This is a genomic window from Aeromicrobium sp. CTD01-1L150, from assembly GCF_041951745.1.
In the GTDB taxonomy this organism is placed as follows: domain Bacteria; phylum Actinomycetota; class Actinomycetes; order Propionibacteriales; family Nocardioidaceae; genus Aeromicrobium.
Genome location: NZ_CP169555.1, coordinates 175576 through 190445, shown reverse-complemented (window position 1 = coordinate 190445; position 14870 = coordinate 175576). Strand labels below are relative to the sequence as shown.

The following is a 14870-nucleotide window of genomic DNA, read 5'->3' as shown; positions in this document are numbered from 1 at the left end:
TGCTGGCCGGCCTCTGCGGGTTCAGGCGCCAACTCATCGACGCCGGCCGTGGCGGCGTAGGTCACCGGCTTCTTCATGGGATGTCCGTCCTCGGTTCTCGGGTGGGTGGGGGGTCAGTACGTCCGGCTCAGCCGGATCCGCAGCCAGATCGCGAGCGAGTTCATCGCCAGCAGCATCGCCAGCAGCACGATGATTCCGGCGGCGGCGAGGACGTGGAAGTCGTGGTTCGCCTGGCTGCTCCAGTAGTAGATCTGGACCGGCAGCACGGTGAACCTGCCGTCCACGAAGCTGCTGGGGTTCTGCAGCACGAAGGTGGCGGTGCCGATCATGATCAGCGGCGCGGCCTCCCCGATGGCCCGTGAGAGAGCCAGGATCGTGCCGGTGATGATGCCGGGGATGGCGGGAGGGAGCACCTGGTGCCAGATGGTGCGCCACTTGGTGGCTCCCAGTCCCATCGACGCCTGGCGGATCGAGACAGGCACAGCGCGGACCGCCTCACGGGCGGTGACGATCACGGTCGGCAGCACCAGCAAGGCCAGCGTCAAGGATCCGGTGTACACCACGGACCCGAGGCTGAGCGGCCCCCGCATGATGAAGGCCATCCCGAGGATGCCGAAGACGATCGACGGGACGGCCGCCAGATTCTGGATGTTGACCTCGATCAGCCGCACGTACCACGTGGACTTGTCCGCGAACTCCTCCAGGTAGATCGCAGCGCTGACACCGAGCGGCACCACGGTGACGATCAGACCCGCCATCACCCACAGGGTGCCGAAGATCGCCGACTGCATGCCTGACTCGCCGAGACTGGTCCGCAGACCCGACGGCATCTGCGTCAGCAGGTTGAGGTCGAGCCGCGACGAGCCGGTCACCCAGGCCCAGACGATCACCATCAAGAGGGTGGCGATCGCCGCGAAGACGCAGCACAGCAAGGCAGCCTGAAAGAGCAGCCCCTTCCACCGGCCGGCGTGGTCGGATCCGCTCAGTGCGGCGCTCGTGACATCGTGGGCCGCACTGATCGCGACACGGTTGTGCGAGGCGTTCTTCACTCGTAGCTCTCCCGGAATCGGCGCACCAGAGCAGTGCTGATCAGGTTCATCACGAGAGTGATGACGAACAGCAGTGCTCCGACGGCGAAGATCACGTTGTAGTCGATGCTGCCCTGCGAGATGTCGCCGGTGGCGGTGCGGGCGATGAAGGCCGTCATCGTCTGGACGGACTCGTTGGGAAGCAGGGTGAGGTTGGGGGTGGCGCCCGCGGCGATCAGCACCAGCATCGTCTCGCCGATCCCCCGGGAGACACCGAGCACGAAGGCCGCGATGATGCCCGAGAGTGCCGAAGGCACCACGACCTTCACCGACACCTGCATGCGTGTGCTGCCGAGGCCGTACGCCGCCTCCCTCAGACCCTGCGGGACGGCCCGCATGGCATCCTCGGAGATCGAGGCGATCGTCGGGATGAGCATGATCCCCATCACGAGACCGGCGGCGCCCGCCGAGAAGATGCCCGGCGGCTCGCCGAGCTTGCCCGGCAGGAACGTCGGCCAGACGTCATGCAGGATCGGCGTCACGAAGAGGTAGGCGAACAGGCCGTAGGCCACGGTCGGCACACCCTCCAGCACCTCCAGCACCGGCTTGATGACGTTGCGAGCACGCGAGGATGCGTACTCGCTCAGCCAGACCGCCGCGCCGAGGCCACCCGGAATGGCGATGAGTATGGCCCACATCGTGACGTTGAGGGTGCCGACGAACAGGTTGATGACGTCGAACTCGCCCTGCCGCGGCGCCCAGGTCCCCGCCTGGAGGAACTGGAAGATCGAGATCTCGCGGAAGAACTCCACTGCCGGCCCCATCAGGGACAGGACGATCCCGATGGTCACGAGGACCGAGAGTGCAGCGGTGGCGAACAACCAGGCCACGATCGCCCTCTCGCCCCAGCGCTTGTCTCGTGCGCTCAGGTCGATCGGTGCGTCGTCGACGCTCGGGGTCTCCGTCAGGTTGACGCTCATCGTCGCTCTCTCGGTCCTCGTGGATCTCTCACCGAAGCGGCGGATCAGTTGACCAGCTCATCGACCGCGGCGTGGGCCACGTCCTCCTGCTCATCCGTCAAGGGGATGAACAGCGCCTCCTCGGCGATCTCCGCCTGGTTGTCGATGTAGAACGTCAGGAACTCGAGGACCTCGTCGCGCTCGAGGGCGTCACCGCTCGGGTAGATGTAGAGCTGGCGGCCGAGCGGGTTGTAGGTCCCGTCCTGCACGGTCTCGATGGTCGGCTCGATGCAGTCGCCGGCCTCGTTCTCGACGGTGACCGCCCGTACCGCTCCGCCGGACTCCTCCACGAACGACAGCGGCAGGAAGGCCATCGCGTTGGCATCGCTGGCCACTCCGTCGACGGCGGCGTTGTCGTCCTCACCGATGTCGGTGTAGCCGGTCTTGATGTTGCCCTCCTCGCCGTTGATCGCCTCGGTGAAGTAGTCGAACGTCCCGGAGTCGCTGCCCGGGCCGAAGAGCGCGATCGGCTCGTCCGGGAAGTCCGAGCGGACCTGCGACCACGACTCCGCGGTGGCGTCCGTGGCCCAGGCCGAGGAGAGCTCATCGACGGTGAGGCACTCGGCCCAGTCGTTCTCGGGGTTGACGACGACCGCCAAGCCGTCGTTGGCCACACCGATCTCGGTGTACTCGATTCCGGCATCGGCGCAGGCGTCGACCTCCTCCTCCTTGATCGGCCGGGAGGCCATCGAGATGTCGGTCTCGCCGGCGCAGAACTTCTCAAAACCTCCGCCGGTGCCCGATGTCGCCACCGGGATGTTCACGTCTGGATGTTCCTGCTGGAACAGCTCGGCGGCGGGGATCGTGTGGGGCGTCACCGTGCTGGAGCCGTCGATGACGATCTCGCCGGCAAGGCCGCCGTCCTCGCCGCCAGCGCTACCACCGCAGGCGGCGATCGAGAAGGTCAGGGCGGCGGCACCGATGGCGACTGCAGTGCGCTGGGGGATCTGGGACACGAAATGGTTCCTGTCTTGACGGGCCGCGTCAACGGCCTGGGGGATGTCTCGAACAGAACCATCGAGCCCTGTCTATGTAAATGACGGGTGAACGACGCCGGAATGAACCATGAAAGATAGATGCCGATCGATCGTTGTGGGTCGTCGATGCTGAGCCCAGCGGCGCGGCGAGGAGCGTCAGGCGGTACGGCTACGAGTGCTGAGGATCATGAGCACCGTGCCGGCCGCGGAGAGCAGGGCCAGCACGGCGAAGGCCATGGCGTAGCTGCCGGTCACGGTGGCCAGACTTGCTCCCACCCACGGCGCCAGGGCGGCAGCCACCAGGACCGGGAGGCCCATGACCCCGGACAGACGTCCGTAGGCCCGCGGTCCCCACCGGTCGGTGACCGCGGTGGCCTGCAGCAGGGTGGCGATCCCCCGGCCGACGCCAGCAGCCACGGAGAGAGCGACCAGCAACGACGCCGGGCCGGGCACCACGGCCAGGGCGGCGATGCTCGCGGTTACCAGGACGAACACCGTCGCAGTCCGCACTCCCAACGAGACTCGAGGGGCCACCGCGGTGTAGATGAGCCGGCCGGCCACCTGGCCGAGCCCGCCCAGGCCCAGCACCCAGGCGGCCAGCTGCGTGCTGAGCCCCCGTTCGAGCATGAGCGGGACGATGGCGATCAATGCCGCATACATCGCCAGGGAGACCAGCGCCAGACCGATGGTGAGCAGCAGGAACTGCGCACTGGAGGTGATCTGCGACGCGTACGCCGAGGCGGTCACGGGTTCGGCATCGTGCTCGCCGTGCTCCTCGCGCGGCCACGGACGACGCAGCAGGAACCAGTGGACGGGGATCGTCACGACGGCCAGCACGACAGCCGCCGCCAAGTAGGTGCCGCGCCAGCCGAGGGTCCCGCCCCCGACGGCGACCAGGGGCGCGAACACGGTGCTGGCCAAGCCGGCCACCAGCGTGAGCATCGCCAATGCCTGCAGCCGTCGGTCGGTGAACCAGCGGGTGATGGCGGCGAACGCCGGCGGGTACAGCACCCCGGCCATCGCCGCTCCGGCCAGGACCCACCCGAAGGCGAACATGCCCAGGTTCGGCGCGGTGGCCACCACGGCCATGGCGGCAACGGCCACGACCGAGCCGACCGTCATCGGAAGGCGCGGGCCGTGCCGGTCGATGAACCGCCCCACCGGCACACCGAGCAGCGCGGAGACCACCAGCGCGGCCGAGAACGCGGCAGCCACGCTCATCGACGACCACCCGGTCTCGGCGCTGATGCGAGGCGCCAGCACGGGGAACGCGTAGTAGAGCACGCCCCAGGAGACGATCTCGGTGAGGCACAACCCGGCCAGGACGACGCCCGCCCCGGTGCGGTTGGTTCCCTGCGAGACGGGCGATGTGCGCTGGTGGTCAGCCAACGGACACCCTCCGCGACTGGACTGCCATGGACCGGAGCACGTGGCCGGCATCCCGGTGGACCCCGCGCAAGGTGTTGGAGGACAAGGACCGCTGGAGCTCCAGCCCGAGGTAGCCCAGGGCGGGATGGGTGGTCGACACACCGCGCCGGTGCCGCGGCATCCCCGTGCCGTCGAGCGCATCCAAGGACTCCAGGTACGGCAGGTGCGGCCGGTACCCGGTCGCGAAGATCACCGCGTCCACCCGCTCTCGCGTGCCATCGGGCCAGGTCACTCCATCGTCGGTGAATGCGGTGAACATGCGCCGCTGGTCCAAGGCTCCGCAGGCCAGGGCGTCGCGGTAGGTGCCTGTGTCCAGGACAGGGGTGCCGTGGACGATGCGTGAGAGCACCGAGGGCGGCAGCCGGTCGACTCCCAGGGTGTGCAACCAGAAGTGCACGTCGCGGCCGGCGCGGACCTGGGGCATGAACCGGATACGCTCGCGCACCGCCAGTGAGGTCTCGGCGACCTGTGCCAGCTCGTAGCCGACCTGCACGGCGGAGTTTCCGGCCCCGACCACCACGACCCGCTGACCGGCGAACACCTCCGGTGACCGATACGCGGCCACGTGCAGCACCTGGCCACCGAACTCCTGGCTCCCGGCGATCGTTGGGAGGTAGCCGTTGGCGAAGGAACCCGTCGCCGCGACCATCGCGTCGCCGGCGACCAGCTCACCATCGGCCAGGGTCGCGGTGAACGTTCCATCACCAGCCGCGACGTCGACGACCCGTGAGCCCGTCCTGATGTCGACGCCGAGCCAGCCCGCGTACCCCCGCAGGAATCCCACCACCTCATCGCGCGTCGGGTAGTGGCCGGCAGGACCGGGGAAGCGATAGCCGGGAAACCCACTGAACTCGCTGGGTGAGAACAGCCGGAGACTGTCGTAGTAGGCGGGCCACGACCCGACCGGTTCCGGCCCGGCCTCCAGGATAACCGGCTCCCAACCGTGCTCGCTCCCCGCGCGAGCTGCGGCCAGTCCGGACTGGCCACCCCCGACGACCACCAGCCGTGGGCGCCTCACGGGGCACCCGCACTGCCGATGGTCAGCAGCGAGGTGTCCGCAGGGCCGCAGCACGAGCCCGCGGCCGCCTCGTCCGGGGCGTCGAAGACGCCCGCGCCACCACACACGCCAGTATCGGGCAGGGCCAGCTCCACCCGCTGGGCGGCCTCGTGGTCCCCGACGAGCTCGGCGACGACGCTGCGGACCTGCTCAAAACCGGTCAGCGCCAGGAACGTCGGGGCACGTCCGTACGACTTGGCGCCCACGATGAAGAAACCATCCTCCGGGTGGGCCAGGTCGGCAGCGCCCGTGGCACGCACCGACCCGCAGGAATGAATGTTCGGATCGACCTCGCTCGCCACCCGCGCCGGAGCCTGCAACCGCACGTCCAGGTCCAGCCGCACCTCGGACAGGAACGACACGTCGGGACGGAAGCCGGTCAACACCGTCACGTGATCGGCTGCCTGCAGGACGCGGCCGTCCTCGGCGATCAGCGCCGCGCGGCCGCCGTGCAGGTCGATGCGCTCGGTACGGAACCCGGTCACCAGGTCGACCAGCCCGTCCTCGACCGCCTGCTTGGCACGCTGACCGAGCGCGCCACGTTCGGGGAGCTCGTCGGCGCTGCCGCCACCGAAGGTGTCGCCCACCTGACCACGGCGCAGCACCCAGGTGATCTGGGTCCCAGGCCGCCGCTTCCCGACACGCGCCAGCTCCACGATCGCCGTGGCCGCCGAGTGCCCGCTGCCGACCACCACCGTGTGGGCGCCCGCGAACTCGTCCGTCGCAGCGTCGGGGATCTGGTAGGACAGCAGCCCCGCGGCGCGCGCAGCCGCCTCACCCAGGGCCGGGAGGCCGTCGGCGCCCGCCGGGCCGGGTTGGCGCCACGTGCCCGAGGCGTCGATCACCGCCCGCGCCTCGATCCGTTCCTCGCGGCCCGAGTGGTCACGGGCGTGCACGACGAACGGCTGCTGCTCACGCCCGGAGTCCACCGACAGGTCGCGGCCCTTGCGGCCCACACCCACCACACGCGACCCGTACCGGACACGATCGCCCAAGGCTTGGGCCAGCGGCGCCAGGTACTCGCTGACCCACTGCGCGCCCGTCGGGTAGCCGGTCTGCGGCGCCTGCCACCCAGTCGGCCCCAGCAGGCGTCTGCTCGCGGCGTCGACCAGCTCCGGCCATGGCGAGAACAACCGCACATGACCCCACTCGCGCACCGCCGCAGCCGGACCCTGCCCGGCCTCCAGCACCAGCGGTTCCGCACCCCGCTCGACCAGATGGGCGGCGGCCGCCAGCCCCTGCGGGCCCGCTCCGATCACGACGACAGGCAACATGACACCAACCTCGATCCATTGACGTTCTTCGATGCACCCGACCCTGCTCCATCCATCGACAAATGTCAATGCGATGGATAGGATCAATCCATGGCCGCCGCGACCAGCACCGCCCCAGACATCCCCAGCCCAGAAGTCTCAGCGTCCTGCTGCGCACCGGCCCCGGACTCACTGGACGACGCGGCAGCCGTCCAGGTCGCCAAGGTCTTCAAGGCACTCGGCGACCCGACCAGGGTGAAGCTGCTGTCGTTGATCACCGCGAGCACCGCCGGGGAGCTGTGCGTCTGCGACCTCACGGCACCGGTCGGCCTGTCCCAGCCCACCGTCTCCCACCACATGAAGCTGCTCGTCGACGCCGACCTCGTCTCCCGCGAACAACGCGGCCGCTGGGCCTACTACCGACCCACCACGGGGCCGCTGACCGACGCGACGAAGGCGCTCACTGGAGCAGTCCGCCCGCAATCGTGAGCTCCGGGAGGGATCGTCGGAACCGGATCGCGTCCTGGTCACCGGCCCGTGCCCTCACGCGCCGTCGAGGTCCCGGCGGCGGAACGCCGCCAGCCCGGCCGCGACCAAGGCGCCGGTGACCAGGAGCAAGGCGATCGACGCCGACCACGAGATGCTGTCCAGGGGCGGCTGACCCGCAGGCTCCATCGGCGAGAGGTTGCGCAGCCACGCGGGAAGATCCGTGAGCGTGCCGAAGAGTCCGACGAACAGGCTGAGTCCGACCACGACCCACGTGGCCCCGATGGCCCTCGGGAGCACACCGAACAGCACAGCAGCGATCCCGAGCAGGACCAGCACACCCGGAGTGTGTGCCAGGTGGGCAGCGGCCACGTCCCAGATGTACGAGCCGTCGCCCACCGAGACGGCGGTCCCGACCCCGGTCGCGAGACCGGCGACCAGCAGCAGCCCCACCAGGCCCAGTGAGATCACCGCGAGGTAGCTGCCGAACCAGCTCCAGCGGCTCGCGGCGGTCGCGAGCACCGGCCCGGCCCGGCCCTTGGTCTCCTCCGATCGCACGGCCTGGACGCCGAGGACCACCATCATGCCGGCCAGGACGGCCGTGAACAGGGTGATCACGCCGAGGTAGCCGTCGAGCAAGGTGTCCACGGAGCCGCCGAACATCTCGACCCTGCCCTCACTCATGTCCGCAGGGTCGGCGACCTGATCACCGAGTGCACCGAACATGAAACCGAACACCGACAGCGCGACCGTCCACCAGAGCAGGCTGGCTCGCTGCAGCCGGAACGCGGCAGAGAGGGGTGAGCGGAGCCATGGCGCGGCCGACGGCACCCCGGGGCGGGCGGCGATGAGCCCCGCACCGACGTCCCGGCGGGCCGACAGCGCATACCCGAGCGCCATGGCCGCCACCGCGAGCCCGACCGACAGCAGCAGTGGCCACCATCGACCGTCGACGTACGCTCTGGTCTGGTTCGACCAGGCCAGCGGCGAGAACCACGACAGCGCACTGCCGTAGTCGCTGATCATGTCGCCCGCGGCCCGCACCGCCCACGCGACGCCGAACATCGCGCCGGCGAGCCCGGTCGCGGTGCGGCTGTACTCGGTGACCTGGACGGTGAGCGCGGCGAGTCCGGCGAAGACCAGCCCCACCGCGCCGACGCTGGCACCGAACAGCAGTCCCTGGCCCCCGTCGAGGTCACGCGTGATCAGGACACCTCCGAGCAGCAGCGCCAGCACCACGTTGGCACCGACCGCGACGCTCAGGACTGCGGTGAGCGGCGCGTGCCGTCCCACCACGTTGGAGCGGACGAGCTCGGCTCGCCCGTCCTGTTCCTCGGCCCGCGTGTGCCTGGCAACCAGCAGGATGCTCATCAGCGCGGCCAGCACGAAGAAGAACAAGCCGTAGACCCCGACGACGTAGCGTTCCGCGGTGATGTCGTCGCGGCCGTAGCCGGGGCCGAACACCGCACCGACCGCCCCCTCCATGATCCGGCGAACATCTTGGCGCTGCTCCTCGGTCGCGGTGACCTCGGATATCGCCGGGATGAAGAAGGACAGCAGAGCGGCCATCCCCAGCAACCACGCAGGCAGCTTGATTCGTTCACGGCGCAGGATGAACCGGATGAGGGTGCCAGTGCCGGTCAGTACGTTGCCGGGGGCGGCGGGGCTCGTGCGGGGTGGCTCCAGGACTGCAGCTGTCGTCATCGCTCCTCCCCGGCGGCATCGGCGGCATCGGCGGCGTCGTCGCCGTAGTGGCGCAGCATGAGCTCCTCCAGCGTCGGCGGGTGACACACCAGGGACCGGATCTCGAACTCGGTCAGGACACCGATGGCGTCGTTGAGGTGGTCACCCTCGACCGCGAACCGCACGCGGCGGTCGTCGACCTCCGCGTCGTGGACGCCCGCCAGTCGTTCCAGACCAGCCACCGGACGACCCGTCTCAGCCTCGACGGTGGTACGGGTCAGGGTCCGCATCTGCGTGAGCGTCCCGGACTCCACGATCTCGCCCTGGCGGATGATGCTGATCCTGTCGGCGAGCTCCTCCACCTGCGCCAGGATGTGGCTGGAGAGCAGAACCGTACGACCGTCTGCCTTCACGCTGTGGATCACGTCCTGGAAGACCACCTCCATCAGCGGGTCCAGTCCGGAAGTCGGTTCGTCGAGCACCAGCAGCTCGACGTCGGAGGCGAGCGCCGCCACGATCGCCACCTTCTGGCGGTTCCCCTTGGAGTAGGTGCGGCCCTTCTTGGTGGGGTCGAGGTCGAATCGCTCGATCAGCTCGGCCCTGCGGCTCTGGTCGAGGCCGCCTCGGAGCCGGCCGAGCAGGTCGATCGCCTCACCACCGGTGAGGTTGGGCCAGAGCTCGACGTCGCCTGGCACGTACGCCAGGCGGCGGTGCAGGGCGACGGCGCTGCGCCAGGGGTCGCTGCCGAGCACCTCCACACGGCCGGAGTCGGCCCGCAGCAGACCGAGCAGCACGCGGATGGTGGTGGACTTGCCGGCGCCGTTCGGACCGAGGAAGCCATGCACTTCGCCGGTCTCCACCGTGAGGTCGAGGCGGTCCAGTGCACGAGTCGGGCCGAAGGTCTTCACCAGCGCCGAGGTAGCGATGGCTGTGGTCATGGGGGCTCCTTGAAGACGGTTCGCCATGGTGACGAACCGAACCCCGAGGAGGTAACAGCCAGGGCGTCGCCACCGCAGGAGCGCGGGTGGTCCTCGCTCGTCAGTCGGGGTGTCCGGGGAGATCCATCCCGGCGAGCAGGCTCGGGTCGATCACGGAGAGGACCTCGACGATTCGGCCGCCAGCGACCGTGCACGCCATGACGGCCCGGGGCTCACCCGTGGCCGCCCATGCCATGACCCCGGGCTCGCCATTGACGAGGACGCGGCGCGCAGTCACGTTCTTCGCACGGGATGCGTTCTGGAGCTTGCCGGCCACCTCGCTCGCTCCCAGCCTGACGACCACGCCACGCGGTGTGTGGGCGCGCCAGGTCACGTCCGGGTCCAGGACCCGCAGCAGTCCGTCGAAGTCTCCACTGCGGGCTGCGGCCAGGAATGCATCGACCACGGCACGCTGGCGCTGCAGCGTGTCGTGGGGTCGTTGCGTGCCCTGCACCTTGCGACGGGCCCGACTGGTGAGCATCTTGGTGGCGTCGCTCGACTTGCCGATGATCTGACCGATCTCCTCGAACGGCACGCCGAACATGTCATGCAGCACGAAGGCAAGCCGTTCGGTGGGGCGGAGGGTGTCGAGCACCACGAGCAACGCGAGCCCGATCGATTCGGCGAGGACTGCGTCGTCCTCGGGAGCCGCGTCGTCGTCCACGGTCACGACGAGCTCGGGCAGCCACTCCTCGTACGGGGCCTCGGACTTGGCCTTGCGCGAGCGCAGCATGTCGAGGCAGACGCGGCTCACCACGGTGGTCAGCCAACCCGGGAGGTTGTCGATCGCCGCGGGGTCTTGGCGCGCGAGGCGGAGCCACGCCTCTTGTACCGCGTCCTCGGCGTCTGCCTGTGAGCCGAGTATCCGGTAGGCCACCCCCACCAAGCGGGCGCGCTGCTCCTCGAACGCCTCGGTCACCTGTGGGCCTGGTGCGGTCATCGTGTTACCTCCGTCGGACGAGTTCCGTCATGGGTGATGACGGTCCCGAAGGGGCCGAGGTAACCGATGAGGAGCATTCCGATGCAACCACGCATGACCACCCCGCTCAAGGCGTTGCCGTCCAGGACGCTGGACGCAGAGACCTCATGAACACGGCTCTGTGGATCATCGCCGGAATCCTGGCGATCCTCTTCATGGCCAGCGGCGTCGCCAAGACGCTGCTACCCCGAGAGAAGATCGCCCGGCTCGGCGGCGACTTCTCGGCGTGGGTCTGGGACTTCAGCCCGGGTGCCGTCAAGGCCATCGGCGTCCTGGAGATCCTCGGATCGATCGGCCTGGTCCTGCCCGCTCTGCTCGACATCGCGCCCGTTCTGGTGCCGCTGGCCGCGACCGGTCTGGCGGCGATCATGGTGGGCGCTGCGATCGTGATGTCCCGGCGCCGGGAGTTCAAGCACGCTCTGGTGAACGTGCTCTATCTCAGCCTCACCGCGTTCGTCGCGTGGGGCCGCTTCGGCCCCGAGTCGTTCACCGGTTGACGGCTGATGGGATCGCGCCGTGAGCCAAGGCGTCGGCGCTCGAATCCCCCAGACCGAGATGAACGGCCTGTACGGCGACGTGCTCAAGATCGTCATGCGCAAGATGCTCGGCTCCGTACCCGAGAGCGCTGGGGTGATGTGGAACCACCCGGCCGTCTTCAAGGACATGATGCGGTTCGGCGGTAGGACGGACACGTGTGGTGCAGAGACGTAGCCCGCTCCACCTGTCCGGCTTGACGTCGTTTCACGATGACCTCGAAAGCAGCCTCTGCCGCAACCGAACACTGTCGGGTAGTCAACCGATGTGTCCCGACTTCCCTGGGCGAGATTCACTTCACTGAGCCGGATCTGAAACCGAACCTGCTCGGGCTCCGGTGCACCCGGGCCAGGAAGGCTGCAAAGGTCGACTCCTCGCTAGTCGTTGGACTGCGTGCGCAACGCCTTCTGACAGTCCGCGCAGGAGTCCGGACTGGGCGCGAAAACTCGCGTGAGCTGAAGCGGCCATTCATGAGCCGGCAGCCCGCACGCCGTGGTCAAGTCAGCCATCCGCCGAGCGTGCACCGTACCGAGCAGGCTCCAACCCCCACCCCGAACGGGTTGGCGGGCTGGGCTGGTCGGTCTCCACGGATCGTCACGGGCGCCCCTCCTCACACCGGGAGTTCGATGTGCAGGTGGACCAACGCCGTCGTGTCGGCCGATCCCTCGAACTACCCGCGTTCGTTCGGACTGACTGCTCAACGGATGCGCGATGCCAGTAGGCCGCCGTGGCGGGAACGACGCTTCTGCAGGATCTGGTCTGCTGCACGTTCTCCTGATCGCACAGCCCCTTCCATGGCGGTCGCCCACCTGGAACCCGTTGCTTCGCCCGCGAAGTGGATACCGCCGACGGCGGCTGCCAGAACTTCGCGACGAGGTGCTCCACCGGCTTGGGAACTGACGACTCCGCCGAAGAACTCCTCCCCGGTCCAGTTCTGGACGATCCCGCCGATTCGTTGCGGGACGACGCCCGAGGCCGCCTCCACCTGTTGATCCAGAAGCGCCAGCGCGGCGTCCTCGTCATCCAGCAGTCCATCACCACGGTCGGGCATCGTGCCCAGCGCCGTGACGGTGTCTCCGGCAGTGCGCTTGAACCAGAACATGGCTGCGGTGCTGTCAGTCAGAGTCGATGGGCCCGCCGCGTCCCAGATCCGTTCTCCGTCGCGGTACTGTCCCACGACCTTGCCGCCCTGAGTCATGGGGGACTGCAGCAGAGCCTCGAGCTTCCACGACGGCAGCACAGGGTCGAAACCGATCCGACGAATGGCGTGCACGGAAGATGTCACCACGACGTCGCCGGCGCTGAACTCAGTTGTGTCAGTCGAGAGCTGATATCCGTTGCCGCGCCGTGACACCAAACGCACAGGCTCCCGGTAGCGGATGTCCAGTCCCTCTGATGCGCGCTGCGCCAGCACGTCGGTACTGCCGTCGATGAGCCAGCAGACGCGGCCGATGTCACCGGGATGGACGTGCCACGTCGATGTCACTTCCGGCCGCTGGACGGGGTTGAAGCCTGTCTGCATGGTGTAGGCATCGAACGCAGCAGTCGACAAACCCACTCGACGCCCCCAAGCCACGACAGTCTCCGCCAGGCCTGGTGGTGAGGTGGCGAGCGCTTCCTCGACCTCCGTGGCCAGCACCTCGCGCTCCGAGTCGCTCAAACGTCTGCCGTTCACCACGATGTTGCCCAGCAGGATCGAGGCGGCACTGTACCGGCTGCCCGGTCCCTTCGGGTACATCGCCACCTGGGCCGACAGCTTGATGTCCTGCTCGAGGCAGAAACTCAGGAGGCGGTCCTGCCCGCGGTCGAGCCAGGACGCACCCAGGTCAGCCACGGCACCATACTGAAGGGCCTCTCGATCCCCACGTGTCCGTCCTCCGAGGTGCTCAGTGGCCTCGAGGACGACGACGTCCTCCCCTGCCGCCTCGAGCCGGCGGGCGGCGAAGAGTCCAGCCAGCCCGGCGCCAATGATCGCGGTGGTCATCAGATCGACAGCCTTTCAGTCACGTGGTCGGTATGGACGGCGTCGGATTTCCGTAGCACCTCGTTCGCGGCCCGCAGGCCGGACCGGACGGCCCCTTCGAGCGTCCCGGACATCGGTGCGTCGGTGTAGTCACCGGCGAAGTGCGTCACCAACTCCTCACCGCCGAGGATCCCGGCCACCTCGGCGCGAGTGCCCTCGGCCGGGGCCACCGTCACGCCCAGGTGGAGTGGCTCAGCCCACCAGTTCTTGACCTCGCCGTGCACACGGGTGACCGGCGACCCGACGACGTCGGCCACCAAGGCGTCGAGCCGCGCATACGCGGCCTCGGGATCTGCCAGGAGTCCACGCTCGGTGCCGGCGAAGAATGAAGTCACGATCTCAGGCGTCCCCGCCGCGCTCGGCGCGGTGACCCACGCTGCGTTGATGACGCCATCGGTGCACACCAGCGAACCGAACGCCTCACGAACAAGATCACCCTCGACGTACTGGGCCATCACCTTGCCGCCCATCGCGGGCAGCAACGACGTGGCTGTCATGACCCGCTCGTCAGAAAGCGGTGGATCGAAACCGATCGTCGAGATGGCGTAGGGTCCCACCGCGCAGACGACCGCGGACCCGACCAGCTTCTGCCCGGAGGTCGTCGTGACTCGTACGAGCCGGTCCCGCTCGACCCGGACAACAGGGTCGTTCAGCCTCACGTCCACCCCGTCCGCGAGAGCCAGGAACAGGCCCTGCGTACCGCCACGGATACGTTGGAAGGTGCCGTCCTGAGCTCCGAAGACGAAGTGAGTGTCGCAGTCCCATGGGTCGAGCTGGGTGAGCAGTCGAGCCAGAGCACGGGTCACACCGGCGGCAGGTTCGGAGAGTCGCGCCCGTCGAATCCATTGCTCGACGATCTCTCCCGGATGTGGGCGATGGGCCTGAGCGGCCGACCGAAGCTCCACACCGATCTCGTCGCACTCGGTGCGGCTCAGAACGCGGTCGCCGAGGACGAAGCCAGCCACACGGAGGTAGCCCTCCATCAGTGACTCGTCGCCGTCGTGCCGCTCCCCGTAGATGTTGGGTTCGAGCAGCTCCACGTCGAGCTCGGCACACAGAGCACGGACCGCATGGTAGGCCGAGTCGATGAGTTCACCACCAAGCTCGGCGTACTGTCCGTCGTCCCACACGCGGGCCGACTGCACCGCACGGCCGCCGATGCGGTCGGCGGCCTCCAGAACGATGACCTCACGACCGTCTTGACGCAGGCGCCACGCCGTGGTCAGGCCGGCCAGTCCCGCGCCGATGATGATCACTGGTGCGTCCTCGAGGAACTGCACTTTGCTTACCTCCGCTGTCGGTGTCGTGGTGAGGCATCAACCTTCACCACGACATTTCACTGTCGTATCCGGCCGTCCAGCGCCGCACCGTGTGGATCGCGCCCGATCGGGGGATCGATCTCGACGCGCACCTAGGTCATGGCGTC

At 68.5% G+C, this 14870-nt stretch carries 14 protein-coding genes; 3 read left to right on the top strand and 11 right to left on the bottom strand.

Features of this window, described 5'->3' with window-relative positions:
* Window positions 1-113: 113 nt before the first annotated feature.
* The 6 genes from pstA to ACEVFP_RS00855 form a co-directional block, all read right to left on the bottom strand.
* Window positions 114-1049: a phosphate ABC transporter permease PstA gene (gene pstA, locus ACEVFP_RS00880; RefSeq protein WP_375001459.1), complete on the bottom strand. Its 936-nt coding sequence runs from the start codon at window positions 1047-1049 to the stop codon at window positions 114-116.
* On the bottom strand, window positions 1046-2008 hold the full coding sequence (gene pstC / locus ACEVFP_RS00875; RefSeq protein WP_375001458.1) for a phosphate ABC transporter permease subunit PstC: 963 nt from the start codon (window positions 2006-2008) through the stop codon (window positions 1046-1048). The genes pstA and pstC overlap by 4 nt, the downstream gene beginning before the upstream one ends.
* A gap of 44 nt (window positions 2009-2052) precedes the next feature.
* The gene (locus ACEVFP_RS00870; RefSeq protein WP_375001457.1) at window positions 2053-3003 is read right to left on the bottom strand and encodes a PstS family phosphate ABC transporter substrate-binding protein; all 951 of its coding nucleotides are present in this window, start codon (window positions 3001-3003) and stop codon (window positions 2053-2055) included.
* Window positions 3004-3180: 177 nt separating this feature from the next.
* Window positions 3181-4413 carry an MFS transporter gene (locus ACEVFP_RS00865; RefSeq protein WP_375001456.1) on the bottom strand — a complete coding sequence of 411 codons (1233 nt, stop codon included), beginning with the start codon at window positions 4411-4413 and terminating at the stop codon, window positions 3181-3183.
* Window positions 4406-5470 carry a flavin-containing monooxygenase gene (locus ACEVFP_RS00860; RefSeq protein WP_375001455.1) on the bottom strand — a complete coding sequence of 355 codons (1065 nt, stop codon included), beginning with the start codon at window positions 5468-5470 and terminating at the stop codon, window positions 4406-4408. The genes ACEVFP_RS00865 and ACEVFP_RS00860 overlap by 8 nt, the downstream gene beginning before the upstream one ends.
* Window positions 5467-6783: an NAD(P)-binding domain-containing protein gene (locus ACEVFP_RS00855; RefSeq protein ID WP_375001454.1), complete on the bottom strand. Its 1317-nt coding sequence runs from the start codon at window positions 6781-6783 to the stop codon at window positions 5467-5469. Before ACEVFP_RS00855 ends, ACEVFP_RS00860 begins: the two co-directional genes overlap by 4 nt.
* A 90-nt stretch (window positions 6784-6873) precedes the next feature.
* Here ACEVFP_RS00855 and ACEVFP_RS00850 point away from each other — a divergent pair, with 90 nt between their 5' ends.
* On the top strand, window positions 6874-7251 hold the full coding sequence (locus ACEVFP_RS00850) for an ArsR/SmtB family transcription factor (RefSeq protein WP_375001453.1): 378 nt from the start codon (window positions 6874-6876) through the stop codon (window positions 7249-7251).
* A gap of 54 nt (window positions 7252-7305) precedes the next feature.
* Here the strand turns inward: ACEVFP_RS00850 and ACEVFP_RS00845 are convergent, their stop codons facing one another.
* The 3 genes from ACEVFP_RS00845 to ACEVFP_RS00835 form a co-directional block, all read right to left on the bottom strand.
* Entirely contained in the window at window positions 7306-8952 is a 1647-nt protein-coding gene (locus ACEVFP_RS00845) for an ABC transporter permease (RefSeq protein WP_375001452.1), read from the bottom strand.
* Window positions 8949-9869 carry an ABC transporter ATP-binding protein gene (locus tag ACEVFP_RS00840; protein ID WP_375001451.1) on the bottom strand — a complete coding sequence of 307 codons (921 nt, stop codon included), beginning with the start codon at window positions 9867-9869 and terminating at the stop codon, window positions 8949-8951. Before ACEVFP_RS00840 ends, ACEVFP_RS00845 begins: the two co-directional genes overlap by 4 nt.
* 100 nt (window positions 9870-9969) lie before the next feature.
* Entirely contained in the window at window positions 9970-10848 is an 879-nt protein-coding gene (locus ACEVFP_RS00835; RefSeq protein ID WP_375001450.1) for a sigma-70 family RNA polymerase sigma factor, read from the bottom strand.
* A gap of 146 nt (window positions 10849-10994) precedes the next feature.
* On the opposite strand from ACEVFP_RS00835, the gene ACEVFP_RS00830 reads away from it, so the two are divergent.
* Window positions 10995-11384, top strand: coding sequence for a DoxX family protein (locus tag ACEVFP_RS00830; RefSeq protein ID WP_375001449.1), 390 nt, complete (start codon window positions 10995-10997; stop codon window positions 11382-11384).
* A 19-nt stretch (window positions 11385-11403) separates the two neighbouring features.
* On the top strand, window positions 11404-11598 hold the full coding sequence (locus tag ACEVFP_RS00825; protein ID WP_375001448.1) for a hypothetical protein: 195 nt from the start codon (window positions 11404-11406) through the stop codon (window positions 11596-11598).
* 520 nt (window positions 11599-12118) lie between these two features.
* Here the strand turns inward: ACEVFP_RS00825 and ACEVFP_RS00820 are convergent.
* Both ACEVFP_RS00820 and ACEVFP_RS00815 read right to left on the bottom strand, forming a co-directional pair.
* A complete protein-coding gene (locus ACEVFP_RS00820) occupies window positions 12119-13405 on the bottom strand; it encodes a flavin monoamine oxidase family protein (RefSeq protein WP_375001447.1) in 1287 nt (428 codons plus the stop codon).
* Window positions 13405-14724 (bottom strand): flavin monoamine oxidase family protein, encoded by a 1320-nt coding sequence (locus ACEVFP_RS00815; protein ID WP_375001446.1) that lies wholly within the window; start codon window positions 14722-14724, stop codon window positions 13405-13407. Before ACEVFP_RS00815 ends, ACEVFP_RS00820 begins: the two co-directional genes overlap by 1 nt.
* Between the last annotated feature and the right edge of the window lie 146 nt (window positions 14725-14870).